2 protein-coding genes are annotated in these 22,205 nt (G+C 76.2%); both read left to right on the top strand.

Annotated elements, in window-relative coordinates; translation table 11 throughout:
* Positions 1-7: 7 nt before the first annotated feature.
* Positions 8-6,829: a type I polyketide synthase gene (locus tag IE225_RS31510; RefSeq protein WP_229880189.1), complete on the top strand. Its 6,822-nt coding sequence runs from the start codon at positions 8-10 to the stop codon at positions 6,827-6,829.
* Between the two features lie 131 nt (positions 6,830-6,960).
* A complete protein-coding gene (locus IE225_RS31505) occupies positions 6,961-22,179 on the top strand; it encodes a type I polyketide synthase (RefSeq protein WP_190061084.1) in 15,219 nt (5,072 codons plus the stop codon).
* Positions 22,180-22,205: the final 26 nt, after the last annotated feature.

Raw genomic sequence — 22,205 nt, 5'->3', positions numbered from 1 at the left:
GCGCACGGTGGAGGCCGGGGACCTGGAGGGGCTGGCCCGCACCCTGGGGGTGGCCGAGGCCGGGGCTCTGGCCGGTGTGGTGCCGGCGCTGTCGGCCTGGCGCCGCGCCCGCGCCGAGCGGGCCACGGTGGACCGCTGGCGCTACCGCATCACCTGGCGCCCGGCCGACCTTCCCGCCACCACCGCCCGCCTGGACGGCACCTGGCTCCTCGCCATCCCCGAACGCCACGCCGACGACACCCTCGTCCGTGGCATCGTCACCGCGCTGACCGAGCGCGCGGCCAACGTCGCGCTTCTCCCGGTCGACGCACGCGCCGCCGGTCGTGAGGCCCTGGCGGAGTCGTTGCGGACGGAATACGGGACGGGGTCGGTGGCCGGCGTGCTGTCACTGCTCGGTCTGGACGAGCGGCCGCACCCCGACCAACCGCCGGTCCCGTGCGGGCTGGCCGCCACGCTCGCTCTGGTCCAGGCACTCGGCGACGCCGGGGTCGAGGCACCCCTGTGGTGCGTGACCCGGGGAGCGGTCGGGGTCGAAGAGGCTCCGGACGCGCCGGTGCAGGCCGGTGTCTGGGGGCTCGGGCGGGTCGCGGCCCTGGAGTTTCCACGGCGGTGGGGCGGGCTGGTCGACCTTCCGGAGACCGCCGACGAGCACGACCTGCGCCTGCTGCCGGACATCCTGGCCGGGGACGGGGCGGAGGACCAGCTCGCGGTGCGCGGCGGGACGGTTCTCGGGCGGAGGCTGGTGCGGGCACCGCTGCGTACGGCGCGGGCCGCGCGCACCTGGAAGCCACGCGGAACCGTTCTGGTGACCGGGGGCACCGGAGCCCTCGGTGCCCGGATGGCGCGCTGGCTGGCCCGCAACGGCGCGGAGCACCTGGTCCTGACCGGTCGGCGCGGTGCCGCCGCGCCCGGCGTGACGGAGCTGTGCCGCGAACTGGAGTCGTACGGCGCCCGGGTCACGGTCGCCGCCTGCGACGTGGCCGACCGCGACGACGTGGCCGCCCTGCTGCGCGACCTGGAGGCGGCCGGCGTGGCGCCGGTGCGGGCCGTGCTGCACGCGGCCGGGGTCAGCGCACTCGGGTCCCTCGCGGACGCCGGCGCCGCCGACCTCGCCTCGACGCTCGCGGGCAAGGTGCTCGGCGCGGACCACCTCGACGCCCTGCTGGACGCCGGGGAGTTGGACGCCGTGGTCTACTTCTCGTCCATCTCCGGAACCTGGGGCGTGGCCGACCACGGGGCGTACGCCGCCGCGAACGCGATCCTCGACGCACGCGCCCAGCAGCGCCGCGCCGAGGGCAGGCCGGTGCTGTCGGTCGCCTGGGGACCGTGGGCCGGCGGCGGCATGATCGCCGAATCGGTGCAGGCGGTCCTGCGGCGCCGGGGCGTTCCGGTCATCGACCCCGACACCGCGGTCGTGGGACTGCAACAGGCGCTGGACCACGACGAGACGTTCGTCGTACTGGCCGACGTCGAGTGGCCCCGTTTCGCCGACGTGTTCACCTCCGTGCGCCCCAGCCGCCTCCTCGCGGAGCTTCCCGAGGCGCAGCCGACGCGTGCCGCCGCGTCGGGAGACACGGAGGAGGCGGAGACGCCGCCCACCGTCCTGCGCGAGCTGGCGGAGCTGCCGGACGACCGGCGCGGTGCCGCCCTGCGGCGTCTGGTCGGTGAGCAGGTCGCCGCGGTGCTCGGGCACAGCGGGGCGGACGCCGTCGACGCCGAAGTCGCCTTCAAGGAACTGGGTTTCGACAGTCTCACCGCCGTCGAGCTGCGCAACCGCCTGAACCGGGCCACCGGCCTGCACCTGCCCACCACGGTCGTCTTCGACCACCCCAGTGTCGCCGCCCTGGCCGCCCACGTCGGCGAGCGGGCGTTCGGTACCGGGACCGGCACCACGGCCACCCCCGGCCCGAGCCCCGCGGCGGCCGTCGTGGACGAGCCGGTCGCCGTCGTGGCGATGGGGTGCCGCTTCCCCGGCGGTGTCCGGTCCCCCGAGGACCTGTGGCGCCTCGTGCAGGAGGGCACCGACGCGATCTCCGCCTTCCCGACGGACCGCGGCTGGGACCTGGACGAACTGTACGACCCCGACCCGGAGCACAGCGGCACCGGCTACGTCCGCGAAAGCGGATTCCTCACCGACGCCGCCGAGTTCGACGCCGGCTTCTTCGGCATCTCGCCGCGCGAGGCCACCGCGATGGACCCGCAGCAGCGGCTGCTGCTGGAGACCGCCTGGGAGACGCTGGAACGCGCCGGCCTCGACCCGCGCAAGCTCCGCGGCAGCGCCACCGGCGTCTACGTGGGCCTGAGCGACATGGAGCACGCCACCCGGCTGCGCGCCGCCGCCCCCGAGGCCGAGGGCTACCTCGCCACCGGCGCCGCGGCGAGCGTGGCCTCCGGCCGGATCGCCTACACCCTGGGCCTGGAGGGTCCGGCGGTCACCGTCGACACGGCCTGCTCCTCCTCCCTCGTCGCCCTGCACCTGGCCGTACGTGCCCTGCGCGCCGGCGAGTGCGACCTCGCGCTCACGGGAGCCGCGACGGTGATGTCCGGGCCGGGACAGTTCGTCGCGTTCAGCAGGCAGCGGGCCCTCGCCCCGGACGGCCGCTGCAAGCCGTTCTCCGCCCGCGCCGACGGCTTCGCCCTGTCCGAGGGTGTCGGGATGCTCCTGCTGGAGCGCCTGTCGGACGCCCGTCGCAACGGGCACCAGGTGCTCGCCGTGATCCGCGGTACGGCCATCAACCAGGACGGCGCCTCCAACGGCCTGACCGCCCCCAACGGGCCCTCGCAGCAGCGGGTGATCCGGGCCGCGCTGGCGGATGCGGGGCTGTCGCCGTCCGAGGTGGATGTGGTGGAGGCGCACGGCACGGGCACCAAGCTGGGCGATCCGATCGAGGCGCAGGCGCTGCTGGCGACCTACGGGCAGGGGCGGGATGCCGGCCGGCCGCTGTGGCTGGGGTCGGTGAAGTCCAACCTCGGGCACACGCAGGCCGCCTCGGGCATGGCCGGTGTGATCAAGATGGTGCTGGCGATGCGGAACGGTGTGCTGCCCAAATCGCTGTACGCGGAGGATCCCTCGCCGTTCGTGGACTGGTCGGCGGGGGCCGTGGAGCTCCTTGCCGAGGCCCGGGCGTGGGAGGCGGGCGGTCGCCCGCGCCGGGCGGGTGTGTCGTCGTTCGGCATCAGCGGCACCAACGCCCACGTCATCCTCGAACAGGCACCGCAGGACGACAGCGGTACGACCACCACGCCGGCCGAACGTCCCGCCGCCGACCGCACGGTCGTACCGCTCACCGTGTCCGCCCGTTCGGAGGAAGCCCTGGAACAGCAGGTCGCCCGCCTGCTGGCGCACCTTCGCGACACCGACGACCACCCCGTCGACGTGGGCTGGTCCCTCCTCCAGGACCGTGCCCTCTTCGAGCACCGGGCGCTGGTCATCGGCACCGAGACCGTCGCTACCGGTTCCGTCACCGGTTCCTCGCCCGTGTCGCCGGTGTTCGTGTTTCCGGGGCAGGGGGCGCAGTGGGCGGGGATGGCCGTCGAACTCCTCGACACTTCCCCGGTGTTCGCGGAGCGGTTCGCGGCGTGCGAGGCGGCGTTGGCTCCGTTTGTGGACTGGTCGCTGGTGGAGGTGGTGCGGGGGGCTGAGGGTGCGCCTGCGTTGGAGCGGGTGGATGTGGTGCAGCCGGTGCTGTGGGCGGTGATGGTGTCGCTGGCGGCGCTGTGGGAGGCGCACGGGGTGCGTCCGGCGGCGGTGGTGGGGCATTCGCAGGGGGAGATCGCCGCGGCGTGTGTGGCGGGGGCGTTGTCGCTGGGGGATGCGGCGCGGGTGGTGGCGCTGCGCAGCCGGGCGATCAGGCGGCTTGCCGGGCGGGGCGGGATGGTGTCCCTGGCGTTGTCCCGTGCGGATGCGGAGGGGCTGATCGCCCGGTGGGCGGGGCGGATCGCGGTGGCCGCGGTCAACGGGCCCGCGTCGGTCGTGGTGTCGGGGGATGCCGATGCTTTGGATGAGATGGTGGCGCTGGCCGAGTCCCGAGGCGTACGGGTGCGGCGGGTGGAGGTGGACTATGCCTCGCATTCGGCGCATGTGGAGGCGATCGAGGACGAGGTGAGGGGGCTGCTGGAGCCGGTCCGGCCGCACACTCCGCGGGTGCCGTTCTTCTCCACGGTGAGCGGGGAGTGGATCGAGGCGGCGGTCGCCGACGCCGGCTACTGGTATGCCAACCTGCGCCAAACCGTGCAGCTGGAGCCCGCGGTCGCCGCGCTGGCCGCCGCGGGCCACGGCGCGTTCGTCGAGGTCAGCCCGCACCCGGTGCTCACGGTGCCGGTGGCGGAGACCCTGGAGGCGGCCGGCGCGGAAGCGGTGGTGGTGGGGTCGCTGCGCCGCGGCCAGGGCGGCCTGCAGCGGTTCTACGCCTCCCTGGGCGAGGCCTGGACCCGGGGCGTGGCCGTCGACTGGGCCCCCGCCTTCGCCGGGCTGGCACCGCGCCGGGTCGAGCTGCCGACGTATGCCTTCCAGCGGCAGCGGTACTGGCTGGAGGCGCCCCGGCCTGCTGCCGGTGCGGTGGATCCGGTGGAGGCGGAGTTCTGGCGTGTGGTGGAGGCCGGGGATGCGGCGGGGCTGGCCCGCACCCTGGGCGTGGCCGAGGACGGGGCCCTGGCGGGGGTGGTGCCGGCGCTGTCGGCCTGGCGCCGCGCCCATGCCGAGCGGGCCACGGTGGACCGCTGGCGCTACCGCATCGCCTGGCGCCCGGCCGACCTCCCCGCCGCCGCCCGCCTGGACGGCACCTGGCTCCTCGCCATCCCCGAGGGCCACGCCGACGACACCCTCGTCGGGGCCGTGCAGCATGTGCTGGAGCAGGCCGGGGCCGAGGTGGTGCGCTGCGAGGTGCCGGATTCCGCGGACCGTGCCGATCTCGCCAAGCGGCTGCTCACCGCGGTGCCGCAGGTGGAGGAGCCGGGCGGTGTCGTGTCGCTGCTGGCGCTGAACGACCGTGCCGACGAACGCGGTTCGGGTGTGTCGTACGGCCTGCTCGGTTCGCTGGCGCTGGCACAGGCCCTGGACGACGCCGGGCTGCCGGGACGGCTGTGGTGCCTCACGCGGGGAGCCGTGGCGGTCGCGGACGAGGACGCGGCGCCGAACCCCGCGCAGGCGGCGGTGTGGGGCCTGGCCCGGGTCGTGGGGCTCGACGCTCCCGAGCGCTGCGGCGGCCTGGTCGACCTGCCCGCCGAGAACACCGGGGACACCAAGGGCACCAACAACACCAAGACCAACGGGAACACCGAGGACGCCGGAGGTACCGAAGGCACCGGAGGCACTGAGGACGTCGTCGACGCCGTACGTCGGCTTCCGGCGTTGCTGGCGGGTGACGTCGGAGCGGGCGGGACCGGGCGGGAGACGGAGTACGCCGTGCGCCGGGACGGTGTCCGGGTGCGGCGCATGGTCCGTGCACCGCTGGGCGAGTCCGCCGCGGCGACCGCCCCGTGGCGGCCACGGGGCACCGTGCTCGTCACCGGCGGCACCGGTGCGCTCGGGGCGCACGTCGCACGCGCCCTCGCTCGGGACGGCGCCGAGCACCTCCTCCTCGTCAGCAGGCGCGGGCCCGATGCGCCCGGCGCGGCCGAGTTGGAGCGCGAACTCGCCGCGCACGGCTGCCGGGTGACGGTGGCCGCCTGCGACGTCACCGACCGGGAGGCGCTGGCGGCGCTGCTCGCCGAGGTGCCCGCCGAACTGCCGCTGACGGCCGTGGTGCACACCGCCGGCGCCGTGGAGCGGGCCCGGCCCGTCACGGAGCTGACACCGCAGGACGCGGTCGCCGTGATGCACGGCAAGGTGACCGGCGCGCGGCACCTGGAGGAACTGCTCGCCGACCGTCCGCTGGAGGCGTTCGTCGTGTTCTCCTCCGGTGCCGGTGTGTGGGGCAACGGCGGGCAGGCCCCGTACGCCGCCGCTAACGCCCACCTCGACGCCCTCGTGGAGCGGCGCCGGGCACTCGGCCTGCCCGGCACCTCGATCGCCTGGGGTGCCTGGGCCGGCGGCGGCATGGTCGACGAGGAGGTCGGCGGGCAGCTGCTGCGGCGGGGTGTTCCGGCGATGGACCCCGAACTCGCCGTGCGCGCCCTGCGCGAGGCGGTGGCCGCCGGCGAGTCGACGCTCGTCGTCGCCGACATCCGCTGGGACCGCTTCCTGCCCGCCTACTGCGCCCACGGCCACCGGCCGCTGGTCGACGAGGTGCCCGAGGTACGGGAGCTGCTGGCCGCGCAGCGCGCGAACGCGGACGACGCGGACGACGCGGAAGCGGAGCACCCGGCCCCGGCCCTGCTGCGGGAGCTGGCCGAGCTGCCCGAGGCCAAGCGCCGGCGCCGGCTGGTGGACCTGATCGGCCGGCACGTGGCCGCCGTCCTGGGCCTCGGCCCCGGCGAGCGCGTGAAACCCGGACGCGCCTTCCGCGAGCTGGGCTTCGACTCGCTCACCGCCGTGGAACTGCGCAACCGGCTCGGCACCGCGCTCGGCGCCCGGCTCCCCGCCACCGTCGTCTTCGACCACCCCACCCCCAACGCGCTCGCCGACCACCTCGCCGCCGAACTCCTGCCGCCCCCGGGCGGCACGACGGAGACGGACGGGACGCACCCCGCTCTGGCCGGGGTACGGGCCGCCTACGACGGCGCGGACGATCCCGCCGAACGGCGGGCCCTCACCGACGCACTGCGCGCCCTGCTCGACCGCTGGGCGACCACCGACGAACCGAAGGAAGCGGCCGTCGACGAGGACCTGGCGGACGCGTCCGACCAGGACATGTTCGACCTGATCGACAGGGAACTCGGGATCTCCTGAGCGGCCCCCCGGGCCCAGGCCCCCAGGCCCAGATCTCCGGTCCGGGCCCAGCCCGGGCCCCGGCTCCGGGCCCCTCTCCGGGCCCTGGCCCCCCATCCACGAGTCCCGATTCTCGAAGGGCTGGCCTTGCCATGGCACACACGGACAACACCGAGGACAAGCTCCGCGACTACCTCAAGCGGGTCACGACCGACCTGCGGCAGACCCGCCGCAGGCTCGCCGAGCTGGAGACCCGCGAGCACGAGCCCATCGCCGTCGTGGCAACGGCCTGCCGCATGCCGGGCGGCGTCCGCTCCCCCGAGGACCTGTGGCGGCTGATCCTCGACGGCACCGACGCCGTCGGCGACTTCCCCACCGACCGCGGCTGGGACCTCGACGCCCTCTACGACCCCGACCCCGACCGCAGCGGCACCAGCTACGTGCGGGAGGGCGCGTTCCTGTACGACGCGGCCGAGTTCGACGCCGGCTTCTTCGAGATCTCGCCGCGCGAGGCGACCGCGATGGACCCGCAGCAGCGGCTGCTGCTGGAGACCACCTGGGAGGTCTTCGAACGCGCCGGCATCGACCCCACCACACTCCGCGGCAGCAGCACCGGCGTCTTCATCGGCTCCAGCAACCAGGGGTACGCCGTCGACGGCACCCACGCCCCCGACGGCGTCGAGGGCCACCTCCTCACCGGCGGCTCCGCGGCCGTCCTCTCCGGCCGCATCTCCTACAGCTTCGGCTTCGAGGGCCCCGCGGTCAGCCTCGACACCATGTGCTCGTCGTCGCTGGTCGCCCTGCACCTGGCCGTACGGTCCCTGCGTTCCGGCGAGTGCTCCCTCGCCGTCACCGGCGGTGCGACCGTCATGGCCACCACCCGCAACTTCGTCGAGTTCAGCCGGCAGCGCGGGCTGGCCGCCGACGGCCGCTGCAAGCCGTTCTCCGCCGACGCCGACGGCACCGGCTGGGGCGAGGGCGTCGGTGTGGTCCTGCTGGAGCGTCTGTCGGACGCCCGTCGCAACGGGCACCAGGTGCTCGCCGTGATCCGCGGTACGGCCATCAACCAGGACGGCGCCTCCAACGGCCTGACCGCCCCCAACGGGCCCTCGCAGCAGCGGGTGATCCGGGCCGCGCTCGCGGACGCGGAACTCACCCCCGCCGATGTGGACGTGGTGGAGGCGCACGGCACGGGCACCAAGCTGGGCGATCCGATCGAGGCGCAGGCGCTGCTGGCGGCCTACGGGCAGGACCGGCCCGCAGACCGGCCGCTGTGGCTGGGGTCGGTGAAGTCCAACATCGGCCACACCCAGGCCGCCTCGGGCATCGCCGGCGTCATCAAGATGGTGCAGGCGCTCCGGCACGGCATCCTCCCCAAGAGCCTCCACGCCGACCCGCCCACCCCCCACGTCGACTGGTCCTCGGGAACCCTCCGGCTGCTCACCGACGCCGTCACCTGGCCCGACACGGGCCGCCCCCGCCGCGCCGGTGTGTCCTCCTTCGGCGGCAGCGGCACCAACGCCCACGTCATCCTCGAACAGGCACCGCAGGAGGAGACCCCGGACAGCACCGACACACCCGGCACGACACCGGGCGCCGTCGTGCCGTGGCTGGTGTCCGCCCGTTCCGAGGCCGCGCTGCGGGCGCAGGCCGAACGGCTCGCGGCGTGCGTCGAGTCCGGTGACCTGGACGCCGTGGACGTCGCCCACACCCTGGCCACCGGCCGGGCCGCCCTGGAGGAGCGCGCCGTCGTCGTCGGCACCGACCGCGACCAACTCCTCACCTCGCTCAAGGCCCTCGCACGCGGCGAACGCCCCCACTCCACCGCACGCGGCCTGACCGAGAACCCCGGCGAAGCCGTCGACACCGTCTTCGTGTTTCCCGGGCAGGGGGCGCAGTGGGCGGGGATGGCCGTCGAACTCCTCGACGCTTCCCCGGTGTTCGCCGAGCGGTTCGCGGAGTGTGAGGCGGCTCTGGCTCCGTTTGTCGATTGGTCGTTGGTCGGTGTGGTGCGGGGGGAGCCGGGGGCTCCGGGGCTGGGCCGGGTGGATGTGGTGCAGCCGGTGCTGTGGGCGGTGATGGTGTCGCTGGCGGCGCTGTGGCGGGCTCACGGGGTGGAGCCGGCGGCGGTGGTGGGCCACTCGCAGGGGGAGATCGCCGCGGCGTGTGTGGCGGGGGCACTGTCGTTGGAGGACGCGGCGCGGGTGGTGGCGTTGCGCAGCCGGGCGATCGTCGAGATTGCCGGGCGCGGCGGGATGGTGTCGGTGGCGCTGTCCCGGGCGGACGCGGAGGAGGTGATCGCCCGGTGGGCGGGGCGGGTCTCGGTGGCCGCGGTCAATGGGCCCACCTCGGTGGTGGTCTCCGGGGACGCGGACGCGCTGGACGAACTGGTGGCGCATGCGGAGGCCGAGGGGTTCCGTGCCCGGCGGGTGGAGGTGGACTATGCCTCGCACTCGGCGCATGTGGAGGCCATCGAGGCCGAGCTGCGCGAGGTCCTGGCCCCCATCCGGCCTCGCACGCCGCAAGTACCGTTCTTCTCCACGGTGAGCGGGGAGTGGATCGAGGCGGCGGTCGCCGACGCCGGCTACTGGTATGCCAACCTGCGCCAAACCGTGCAGCTGGAGCCCGCGGTCGCCGCGCTGGCCGCCGCGGGGCACGGCGCGTTCGTCGAGGTCAGCCCGCACCCGGTGCTGACGGTGCCGGTGGCGGAGACCCTGGAGGCGGCCGGCGCGGAAGCGGTGGTGGTGGGCAGCCTGCGCCGCGGCCAGGGCGGCCTGCACCGCTTCTACACCTCCCTGGGCGAGGCGTGGGCCCGCGGGGTGGCGGTGGACTGGTCCCCGGTCTTCGCCGGGCTGGCGCCGCGCCGGGTCGAGCTGCCGACGTATGCCTTCCAGCGGCAGCGGTACTGGCTGGAGGCGCCCCGGCCTGCTGCCGGTGCGGTGGATCCGGTGGAGGCGGAGTTCTGGCGCACGGTGGAGGCCGGGGACCTGGAGGGGCTGGCCCGCACCCTGGGGGTGGCCGAGGCCGGGGCCGAGGCTCTGGCGGGGGTGGTGCCGGCGCTGTCGGCCTGGCGCCGCGCCCGCGCCGAGCGGGCCACGGTGGACCGCTGGCGCTACCGCATCACCTGGCGCCCGGCCGACCTTCCCGCCACCACCGCCCGCCTGGACGGCACCTGGCTCCTCGCCGTTCCCGAGGGCCACCAGGACGACGCTCTCGTCACCGCCGTCGCCCGCCTGCTCGGCGAGGCGGGCGCGCACGTCGTGCCGTTCCCGATGGGGGAGGGGGACGTCGACCGCGCCGAAGTGGCCCGTCGGCTCGCCGAAGCCGTCCCCGCCGAGGACGCGCCGGCGCTGCGCGGCATCGTCTCCCTGCTCGCCCTCGACACGCGGCCCGCGCCCGCGCACGCCGGGCCCACCGTGGGTCTCACCACGTCGGTCGCGCTGCTCCAGGGCATGGTGGACGCGGGCCTCGACGGCGTACGGCTGTGGTTCCTGACCAGCGAGGCCGTCACCACGGGCAGTGCCGCGGGCGACGAGGTGCGCGCCCCGCTGCAGGCCGCCCTGTGGGGCCTGGGCCGGGTCGTCGCTCTCGAACAGCCTCGGTTGTGGGGCGGGCTCGTCGACCTGCCCGGTGTGCTCGACGGGCAGGCCGGTCGGGCGCTCGTCGCCGTGCTGGCCTCGGGCGGGGACGAGGACCAGGTCGCGGTGCGCGCCTCCGGCACGTACGTGCGTCGCCTGGTCCGCGCGCCGCTGGCCGGGCGGCCGGCGCCGCGCTTCTGGCGCACCAGCGGTGCCGCGCTGGTCACCGGCGGCACCGGGGGGCTCGGCGCGCACGCGGCGCGGTTCCTGGCCCGGCACGGCGCGGAGCACCTGGTGCTCACCAGCCGCCACGGTCCCGACGCGCCCGGCGCGGCCGAGCTGCGCGACGAACTGACCGGACTGGGCTGCCGCGTGACGATCGCCGCCTGCGACGTGGCCGACCGGGACGCCCTCGCCCGGCTGGTGCGGGAGGCCGAGGCCGACGGGCCCGCCATCCGCTCCGTCGTGCACACCGCCGGGGTCGGCCTGCTCGCGCCGCTCGCCGAGACCGGCCTCGACCACTTCGCCGAGGGCACACGCGCCAAACTGCTCGGCGCGGCGCACCTGGACGCGCTGTTCGACCGCGCCGACCTGGACGCGTTCGTGCTGTACTCGTCGGTCGCCGGCACCTGGGGCAGCGGCGACCACGGCGCCTACTCCGCCTCCAACGCCTACGTCGACGCCCTCGCCGAGAACCGGCGCGCCCGCGGCCTGACCGGCACGTCGATCGCGTGGGGCATCTGGAACCCCGAAGGCGGCGGCATGGCCGTCAACGTGGTGCGCGAGCAGCTGAAGTGGCGGGGCATCCCGTTCATGGAGGCGCGACTGGCGGTCACCGGGCTGCAGCAGGCGCTGGATTACGACGAGACGTTCCTCGCCGTCGCCGACGTCGACTGGGAGCGGTTCGTGCCGGTCTTCACGGCCGCGCATCCCCGGCCGCTGCTGCACGAGGTGCCCGAGGTCGCCGAGGTGATGCAGGCCGACGAGGCCGCCGCCGAGGGCACCGCGAGCCGCGCGGAGACGCTGCGCGCCGAACTGGCCGCGCTGTCCGGCCCCGAGCGCGACCGCCGGCTGGCCGACCTGGTGCGCACCGAGGTGGCGGGCGTCCTCGGCTACCAGGACCCCGGTGACATCCCCGCCACCCGCGCCTTCCGCGACCTGGGCTTCGACTCGCTCACCGCCGTCGACCTGCGCAACCGCCTCAACGCCGCCACCGGACTGGCCCTTCCGGCGACCACCGTCTTCGACCACCCCACCGTCCGCGACCTGGTGCGCCGCCTGCGGACCCTGCTCGTCGACGAGGACACGACGACCGCCGAACACCTGCCCGCCGCCCCCGCCCCGGCGGCCCCCGCGACCGACCGCGATCCGGTCGCCGTCGTCGCGATGGGCTGCCGCTTCCCCGGCGGGGTGAGCACCCCGGAGGAGTTCTGGCGGCTGATCGAGGAGGGCACCGACGCGGTCTCCGCGCTGCCCACCGACCGCGGCTGGGACCTCGACGCCCTCTACGACCCCGACCCCGACCGCAGCGGCACCAGCTACGCCCGAGAAGGCGGATTCCTGTACGACGCGGCCGAGTTCGACGCCGGCTTCTTCGGCATCTCGCCGCGCGAGGCGACCGCGATGGACCCGCAGCAGCGGCTGCTGCTGGAGACCAGCTGGGAGGTCTTCGAGCGGGCCGGCATCGCGCCCGACACCCTGCACGGCAGCCCCACCGGCGTCTTCTTCGGCGTCTCCCACCAGGGCTACGGCACCGGTGCCGAGGTACCGGAGGGCGTCGAGGGCCATCTGATCACCGGCACGGTCACGAGCATCGCCTCCGGACGCGTCTCCTACACGCTCGGCCTCGAAGGCCCCGCCGTCACCCTGGACACCGGCTGCTCCTCCGCGCTGGTCGCCCTGCACCTCGCCGTACGCTCCCTGCGTTCCGGCGAGTGCGACCTGGCCCTGGCCGGCGGCGCCGCGGTGATGGGCGAACCCATCGGGCTGGTCGGCTTCAGCCGGCAGCGCGGGCTGGCCGCCGACGGCCGCTGCAAGGCGTTCGGCGCGGACGCGGACGGCATGGGCATGGCCGAGGGCGTCGGTGTGGTCCTGCTGGAGCGTCTGTCGGACGCCCGTCGCAACGGGCACCAGGTGCTCGCCGTGATCCGCGGTACGGCCATCAACCAGGACGGCGCGTCCAACGGCCTGACCGCCCCCAACGGGCCCTCGCAGCAGCGGGTGATCCGGGCCGCGCTCGCGGACGCGGGGCTCACCCCCGCCGAGGTGGACGTGGTGGAGGCGCACGGCACGGGCACCAAGCTGGGCGATCCGATCGAGGCGCAGGCGCTGCTGGCGGCCTACGGGCAGGACCGGCCCGCAGACCGGCCGCTGTGGCTGGGGTCGGTGAAGTCCAACATCGGCCACACCCAAGCCGCCTCGGGCATCGCCGGCGTCATCAAGATGGTGCAGGCCATACGGCACCGCACCCTGCCCAGGACGCTGCACGCCGACGAGACCTCGCCGTTCGTGGACTGGTCGGCCGGCCGTGTCGAAGTCCTCTCCCAGGCCCGCCCCTGGGAGGAGCACGGGCGGCCGCGCCGCGCCGGCGTGTCCTCCTTCGGCGTCAGCGGCACCAACGCCCACGTCATCCTCGAAGAACCCGAGCCGGAGAGCGCGCCCGAGCGTCCGGAGGCCGAGCACGCGGGCGCCGTCGTGCCGTGGCTGGTGTCCGCCCGTTCCGAGGCCGCGCTGCGGGCGCAGGCCGAACGGCTCGCGGCGTGCGTCGAGTCCGGTGACCTGGACACCGTGGACGTCGCCCACACCCTGGCCACCGGCCGGGCCGCCCTGGAGGAGCGCGCCGTCGTCGTCGGCACCGACCGCGACCACCTCCTCACCCACCTGCGGACCCTGGCGACCGGCGGCACCGCCCCCGGCCTCGTCCGCGGCGTCACCCAGCGTCTCGGCGACCACCCCACCCCGGTGTTCGTGTTTCCGGGGCAGGGGGCGCAGTGGGCGGGGATGGCCGTCGAACTCTTCGACACTTCCCCGGTGTTCGCCGAGCGGTTCGCGGCGTGCGAGGCCGCTCTCGCTCCTTACGTCGACTGGTCGCTGGTCGAGGTGGTGCGGGGCGGGGAGGGTGCGCCTGGGCTGGAGCGGGTGGATGTGGTGCAGCCGGTGCTGTGGGCGGTGATGGTGTCGCTGGCGGCGCTGTGGGAGGCGCACGGGGTGCGTCCGGCGGCGGTGGTGGGGCATTCGCAGGGGGAGATCGCCGCGGCGTGTGTGGCGGGGGCGTTGTCGCTGGGGGACGCGGCGCGGGTGGTGGCGCTGCGCAGCCGGGCGATCAGGCGGATTGCCGGGCGCGGCGGCATGGTCTCCCTCGCCCTGTCGTGCCCGGACGCGGAGGAGCTGATCACCCGCTGGGCGGGGCGGGTCGCGGTGGCCGCGGTCAACGGGCCCACCTCGGTGGTGGTCTCCGGGGACGCGGACGCGCTGGACGAACTGATGGCGTATGCCGAGACGCAGGGGATGCGCGCCCGGCGGGTGGAGGTGGACTACGCCTCGCATTCGGCGCACGTGGAGGCCATCGAGGCCGAGCTGCGCGAGGTCCTCGCCCCCATCGAACCGCACACCCCGCGGGTGCCGTTCTTCTCCACCGTCACCGGGGAGTGGATCGAGGCGGCGGTCACCGATGCCGGTTACTGGTATGCCAACCTGCGCCAAACCGTGCAGCTGGAGCCGGCGATCGCCGCGCTGGCCGCCGCGGGCCACGGCGCGTTCGTCGAGATCAGCCCGCACCCGGTGCTGACGGTGCCGGTGGCGGAGACCCTGGAGGCGGCCGGCGCGGAAGCGATGGTGGTGGGCAGTCTGCGCCGCGGCCAGGGCAGCCTGCAGCGGTTCTACACCTCCCTGGGCGAGGCGTGGGCCCGCGGGGTGGCGGTGGACTGGTCCCCGGTCTTCGCCGGGCTGGCGCCGCGCCGGGTCGAGCTGCCGACGTATGCCTTCCAGCGCCAGCGGTACTGGCTGGAGGCGCCCCAGCAGCCGCACACCGCGGGGACGGACGTGCGGCTGGGCGCCGTCGACCTGTTCGACGACGGGTTCTGGGACTCCGTGGAGAACGGCGACGTCGACGCGCTGGCGCGCACGCTCGGCCTGGACGACGTACGGCCGCTGACCGAGATCGTGCCCGCGCTGTCGTCGTGGCGCCGTGACCGGCTCAACCGGTCCACGCTGGACGGGTGGCGCTACCGCGTCGTGTGGTGGCCGCGCACCGACCGGTCGGCCGGGCCGGCCGCGCTGGACGGAACGTGGCTGGTGGCCGTGCCCGAGGGCCACGAGGACGACGACACCGTGCGCGCCGTGCTGGCCGCGCTGGAGGAGCGGTCGGCGGGCGTGCGCCGCATGGTCGTCGGCGCCCGGGCGGCCGAACGGGAGGTCATGACCGGCCTGGTGCGGGAGCACACCGCGGACGGCGCCGTCGCCGGGGTGCTGTCGCTGCTGGCACTGGACGAGTCGCCGTGGTCGGACGGCGCGCTGCTGCCGACCGGCCTGGTGCTGATGACGGCGCTGCTGCAGGCGCTGGGCGACGCCGGGGTGGACGCGCCCCTGTGGTGCGCCACCCGGGGCGCGGTCTCCGTGCACCGCAACGACGCGCTGCACAGCCCCGTCCAGGCCATGAGCTGGGGTCTGGGCCGCATCGCCGCGCTGGAGTACCCGCAGCGGTGGGGCGGCCTCGTCGACCTGCCGGACCCGCTGGACCGGCGGGCGGCCCGCGGGCTGGTCGCCGCGCTGTCCGGAGCCCTGGGCGAGGACCATGTGGCGGTGCGCGCGTCCGGGCTGTTCGTACGGCGGGTCGTGCGCGCCGGCCAGGGGCCGCGCCCCGACGGGGTCTGGCGGCCGCGCGGCACCGTGCTCGTCACCGGCGGCACCGGCGGTCTGGGCCGGCACGTGGCCCGCTGGCTGGCCCGCGGCGGCGCCGAACACCTGGTGCTCGCCTCCCGGCGCGGCCCGGACGCGCCCGGCGCCGACGCCCTGGTCGCCGAACTCGCCGAGCTGGGCGCCCCCGCCACCGTCGTCGCGTGCGACGTGTCCGACGCCGACGCGGTACGACGGCTGCTCGACGACCTGCCCGGCGGCGGCCCGCTGACCGCCGTCGTGCACACCGCCGGAGTCATCGACGACGGTGTCATCGACGCGCTCACCCCGCAGCGGGCCGACGGTGTGCTGCGGCCCAAGGCGGACGCGGCGCTCGTGCTGCACGAGGCCACCCGTCACCTCGACCTCGACGCGTTCGTGCTGTTCTCCTCGATGGCCGGCACCCTCGGCGGCCCCGGACAGGGCAGCTACGCCGCCGCCAACGCCTACCTCGACGCGCTCGCCGCCCGCCGGCGCGCCGAGGGGCTCCCGGCGACCTCGATCGCCTGGGGCACCTGGGCCGGCGGCGGCATGGTCGACGAGCGGATGGCCGAGCGGCTGCGCCGCGACGGCGTCCCGCCGATGGACCCGGAGCTGGCGGTGGCCGCGCTGCAGCAGGCCCTCGACCAGGACGAGCGGTTCCTCGTCGTCGCCGACGTCGACTGGAAGCTGATCACCGCGCGGGCCTTCGCCGCGCTGCGTGACTTCCCCGAGGCGGGCGCCGCCGCCCCGCAGCCGCAGACCGACAAGGAGAGCAAGGAGCGCGAGGGCCGCGACGGGCCGCCCCTGGCCGGGCGCCTGGCCGGCCTGGCCCCGGCCGAGCGGCGGGCCGCGCTGCTCACCGAGGTCCGCGCGCAGGCCGCCGCCGTCCTCGGCCATGACGGGCCCGACGCCGTGCCCGAGGGCCGCGCCTTCCGCGACCTGGGCTTCGAGTCGCTGACCGCCGTCGAGCTGCGCAACCGGCTCGCGGAGGCCACCGGGCTGCGGCTGCCGGTCACCCTCGCCTTCGACCACCCGTCCGCGGCCGCGCTCGCCGCGCACCTCGACGCCGAACTCTTCGGCACCGACGACGCGCCCGACGCGCCCGACGCGCCCGGCGCGCTCGCCGCCCTGCCGCGCGCCTCCGTCACCGACGATCCCGTCGTCATCGTCGGCATGAGCTGCCGTTTCCCCGGCGGCGTCCGCTCCCCGGAGGACCTGTGGCGCCTGGTCGCCGACGGCACCGACGCCGTCTCCGCCTTCCCCGACAACCGCGGCTGGGACCTCGACGCCCTCTACGACCCCGACCCCGACCGCCCGGGCCACACCTACGTCCGGCACGGCGGATTCCTGTACGACGCCGACCACTTCGACCCGGCGTTCTTCGGGATCTCGCCGCGGGAGGCCGTCGCCATCGACCCGCAGCACCGGCTGCTGCTGGAGACGAGCTGGGAGGTCTTCGAGCGGGCCGGGATCGACCCCACCGCGCTCCGCGGCAGCAGCACCGGCGTCTTCGTCGGCTCCAACTACAACGACTACGGCGCCCGCGCCCGCCGCGCCCCGGAGGAACTGGAGGGCTACCTGGCCACGGGCAGCGCGAGCAGCGTCGCCTCCGGCCGCATCGCCTACACCTTCGGCCTCCAGGGCCCGGCGGTGACGGTGGACACGGCCTGCTCCTCCTCCCTGGTCGCGCTGCACCTGGCGGTGCAGGCGCTGCGTTCCGGCGAGTGCGACCTGGCCCTGGCCGGCGGTGTCACCGTGATCTCCACGCCGGACACCTTCGTCGAGTTCAGCCGGCAGCGGGCCCTGTCGCCCGACGGCCGGTGCAAGCCCTTCGCCGCCGAGGCCGACGGCGCCGGCTGGGCCGAGGGCGCCGGCCTGGTCCTCGTGGAGCGGCTGTCCGACGCGCGCCGCCACGGGCACCCGGTGCTCGCCGTCGTCGCCGGCTCGGCCGTCAACCAGGACGGCGCCTCCAACGGGCTCACCGCGCCCAACGGGCCCGCCCAGCAGCGGGTCATCCGGCAGGCGCTGGCCGGAGCCGGGCTCTCCCCGGCCGACGTGGACGCCGTCGAGGCGCACGGGACGGGCACCCGGCTGGGCGACCCGATCGAGGCGCAGGCGCTCATCGCGACCTACGGGCAGGACCGGCCCGCGGACCGGCCGCTGTGGCTGGGCGCGCTGAAGTCCAACATCGGCCACACGCAGGCCGCTTCGGGTGTCGCGGGCGTCATCAAGATGGTGATGGCGATGCGGCACGGCGTGCTGCCGCGCACCCTGCACGCCGAGCACCCCTCCCCGCACATCGACTGGTCCTCCGGCGCGGTGCGCCTGCTGCAGGAGGCCCGGCCCTGGACGTCCGGCGGCGGCCCGCGCCGCGCCGGTGTCTCCTCCTTCGGCGTCTCCGGCACCAACGCCCACGTGATCCTGCAGGAACCCGAGCCGTGGGACGACGGACGGCCCGGCGGCTGGGTCCCGCTCCGGGCGGCCGTCCCGGGGGCCGAGTCCGGTCCGGGGGCCGAGTCCGGTCCGGTGACGTCGGCCGAGCCGGCCCGGAGGGACGGCACCGGCGACGCGCCCGACGTACCCGCCCCCGCCTCCGCACCCACCCCGCCCGTGCCCTGGCTGCTGTCCGCGCGCGGCACGGACGCCCTGCGCGACCAGGCCGCGCGGCTGCTCGGCCACCTCGACCGGCACCCCGACGCGACCCCCGCCGACATCGCGCTGTCGCTGGCCACCACCCGCGCCCACCTGGAGGACCGCGCCGCCGTCGTCGCCCCCGACGCGGCCGCGCTCACCGAGGCGCTCGCCGCGCTCGCCGAGGGCCGGGAGCATCCGCGGCTGACCGTGGGCCGCGCCCGCGGCGGCAAGGTCGCCTTCCTGTTCTCCGGGCAGGGCGCCCAGCGCCCGGAGGCCGGCCGCCGGCTCTACGAGACGTACGACGCGTTCGCCGACGCCCTCGACGCGGTCTGCGCCCATCTCGACGCCCACCTCGAACGCCCGCTGCGCGACGTGCTGTTCGCCGCGCCCGGCAGTGAGGAAGCACGACTGCTGGACCGCACCGCCTACACCCAGGCGGCGCTGTTCGCCGTCGAGGTAGCCCTGTTCCGGCTCGTGGAGAGCCTGGGGGTGCGGCCCGACGTCCTGCTCGGCCACTCGGTCGGCGAGATCGCCGCCGCCCACGTCGCCGGAGTGCTGTCCCTCGCCGACGCCTGCCTCCTCGTCGCCACCCGCGGCCGGCTCATGGACGCCCTGCCCGAGGGCGGCGCCATGGTCTCCGTGCAGGCCGCCGAGGACGAGGTGCTGCCGCTGCTGGAGCCCTACGCGGACCGTGCCTCCATAGCCGCGCTCAACGGGCCGCTCGCCACCGTCGTCTCCGGCGACGAGGACGCGGTCGCCGCCGTCGCCGAGACCCTGGCCGCGCGGGGCCGCAAGACCCGCCGGCTCAACGTCAGCCACGCCTTCCACTCGCCCCGCATGGAACCCATGCTGGAGGAGTTCGCCGCCGTCACCGCCCGCCTCGGCCACGCCGAGCCCGCCCTGCCGGTGGTCTCCGCGGTCACCGGCCGCCCGGTCACCGACGACGAGCCCCTCGACGCCGGCCACTGGGTGCGCCAGGTCCGGCAGGCCGTCCGCTTCCACGACGGCGTGCGCACCCTGGAGCAGCTCGGCGTCACCACATACGTCGAGATCGGCCCCGGCGGCGTCCTGACCGCGCTGGCCGGCGACTGCGTCACCGCCGACGCCGTGCTCGTACCGCTGCTGCGCCGCGAGACCGACGAGGCCGAGTCCCTCACCCAGGGCCTGGCCCGGCTGCACGTCGCCGGCCACACCGTCGACTGGTCCGCGCTCCTCGCGCCGGCCGGGGCCCGCCGGGTCGACCTGCCGACGTACGCCTTCCAGCGCCGCCGCTACTGGCTGCAGGCCGCCCCCGACCCGCGGGACGCCGCCCTCGCCGGCCTGGAGACGACCGGCCACCCGCTGCTGACGGCCGCCGTGGCGCTCGCCGGGGCGGACGGACTGCTGCTCACCGGCACCCTCTGCGCGCAGAGCAGCCCCTGGCTCGCCGACCACGCCCTGGACGGCCGGATCCTCTTCCCCGGCACCGGATTCCTGGAACTGGCCCTGGAGGCGTGCCGGCAGGCGGGCGCCGCACGGGTCGCCGACCTCACCCTGCACACCCCGCTGGTGCTGCCGGCCACCGGCGCCGTCCGCCTCCAGGTCGCCGTCGGCTCCCCCGACGACGCGGGCACCCGCACCCTCACCGTCCACTCCCGGCCGCTCCACGCCGCCGCGGACGAGCCGTGGGTGCTGCACGCCGAGGGCACCCTCGGCGCGGCCGGTCCCGACCCGGCCGTCCGGCCGGACCCGGTCGCGTGGCCGCCGGAGGGCGCCGAACCGGTCGACGTGACCGGCCTGTACGACCGCATCGCCGAGGGCGGCTTCGCCTACGGCCCCGCCTTCCGCGGCCTGCGCGCCGCCTGGCGGCTGGGCGACGAGGTGTACGCCGACATCGCCCCCGAGGACGGCGAACTCCCGCACGGCGCCGCCGGTTTCACCGTCCACCCGGCCCTCCTGGACGCCGCCCTGCACACCGTCGCCCTCACCGGCGGCGGCACCGGCGACGGCACCGGGGGAGACACCGGCGGCGACACCGGGCGGACCGTCGTGCCGTTCACCTTCACCTCCGTCACGGCGACGGCCGCCGGACCGGCCGCCCTGCGGGTCCGGCTCACCCCGCGCGGTGAACGCGCCTACGCCGTCAGCCTCTCCGACGCCACCGGCGCCCCGGTCGCGGAGATCGCCGAACTGGCCCTGCGGCCCGTCGACGGCCGCCGGCTCGCCCCGGCCGCGGGCGGCCTGTACCAGGTGCGGTGGGTACCGGCCGACACCGCCGCGCAGCCGCCCGCCCGTCTCGCGCTGATCGGGGAGGCCGCCGAACTCGCCCCGCAGACAGGCGTGTTCGAACACCACGACAGTCTGGAGGCGCTGCGCGCCCGGATCGCGGCGGGCGCCCCGGCCCCGGACGCCGTCCTCGCCCGCGTCCCCGCCACCGACCCGACGGCCGACCCGGCGGCCGATCCGGCCCGGGCCGCGCGCCGCACCACGCACGCGGCGCTGGAACTGGTGCACACCTGGCTGCGGCACGAGGAGTTCACCTCCTCCCGCCTGACCCTGGTGACCCGGCACGCCGTCGCGGCCCGGCCCGAGGACGCGGCGGCCACCGACCCGGCGCAGGCCGCCGCCTGGGGCCTGGTCCGCACCGCCCGGGCGGAGAACCCCGGCCGCTTCGCCCTCCTCGACCACGACGGCACCCCCGCCTCCCGTCAGGCGCTGCCCGCCGTCCTCGCCGGCGACGAACCGGAGACGGCGCTGCGCGCGGGCAACGCACTCGCCCCCCGCCTGGCCCGCCACACCGCCACCGGCATCACCGGGGACGGCACCGGCACCGGCACAGGCACCACCGGGGACGGCACCGGCACCGCCACCGGCGACCTGCCCGGCCTGGCGGCCGGCACCGTCCTGGTCACCGGCGCGAGCGGAGTCCTCGCCCGTCAGGTGGCCCGCCACCTGGTGACCGCCCACGGCGCCCGCTCCCTGCTGCTGGCCGCCCGCCGCGGCGCCGCCGCGCCGGGCATGGCGGAGCTGCGGGACGAACTCGCCGCGCACGGCGCCGAGGTGACGGTCGCCGCCTGCGACGTCGCCGACCGCGACGCCCTCGCCGCCCTCATCGCCGGCATCCCCGCCGACCGGCCGCTGACCGCGGTCGTGCACACCGCCGGCGTCCTCGACGACGGCGTCGTACAGGCACTCACCCCCGACCGCGTCGACACCGTGCTGCGCGCCAAGGCCGACGCCGCCGTCCACCTCGACGCTCTCACCCGCGACCTCGACCTCGGCGCGTTCGTCCTGTTCTCCTCCCTCGCCGGCACCTTCGGCGGCGTCGGACAGGGCAACTACGCGGCGGCCAACGCCTTCCTCGACGCCCTCGCCGCCCGGCGCCGCGCCGAGGGCCGGCCCGCGATCTCCCTCGCCTGGGGCCTGTGGGCCGAACGCAGCGGCATGACCGGCCGGCTCGGCGAGATTGACCTGCGGCGCGTCGAGCGCGGCGGCGTCCGGCCCCTGGCCACCGGCGACGCCCTGGCCCTGCTGGACGCGGCCCTGCGCACCCGGGAGGCGTACCTCGCCCCCGCCGCGCTCGACCCCGCGGCCCTGCGCGCCACCGACGGCACCGTCCCGCACCTCGTACGGGACCTCGTCCCCGCCCGGCCACCCCACGCGACCCGCACGACCCGCACCGCCGGGCAGACCACCGGCGGCCCGGCCGCACCCGCACCCGCACCCGACCCCGCGGCCGCGCTGCGCGAGCGCCTCGCCGGCCTGGACGGGCCACGGCGGCAGGCCGCCGTCCTGGAGGCGGTCCTCGCCCAGGCGGCCCTGGTCCTCGGCCACGACACACCCGACACCCTCGACCCCGAACGAGGCTTCCTGGAAAGCGGCTTCGACTCCCTGACCGCGGTCGAACTGCGCAACCGGCTCGGCGCCCTCACCGGCGTCCGGCTCCCGGCCACGCTGCTGTTCGACCACCCCACCCCGGCCCGGCTCGCCGCCCACCTGCTGGAGCGGACCGCCCCGGCGCAGCCCCCGGGCGGCGACCCCACCGGCGTCCTCGCCTCCTTCGACCGGTGGGAGCGCGAACTCGACGGCACGCTCGCCGACCCCGGCCTGCACGACGGGCTGCGCAGCCTGCTGCGCAGCCGGCTGCGCAGCCTGCTGGACCGCCTCGACCGCCTCGCCGTACCGGCACAGCGGCAGGACGACGGCACACCCCCGCCGGCCGGCCGCACCGCCACCGACCAGCCGGACGAGGTGTCGGACGAAGAACTCCGCGCCTTCCTGGAGGGCGAACTCGGGGACGCCTGACCACCCGGGCGCCCGGACGCACCCCG

Source organism: Streptomyces echinoruber, assembly GCF_014651135.1.
GTDB classification, from domain to species: domain Bacteria; phylum Actinomycetota; class Actinomycetes; order Streptomycetales; family Streptomycetaceae; genus Streptomyces; species Streptomyces echinoruber.
Note: the sequence above shows the minus strand (reverse complement) of the source record. Positions and strands in the feature narration are given on the sequence as shown.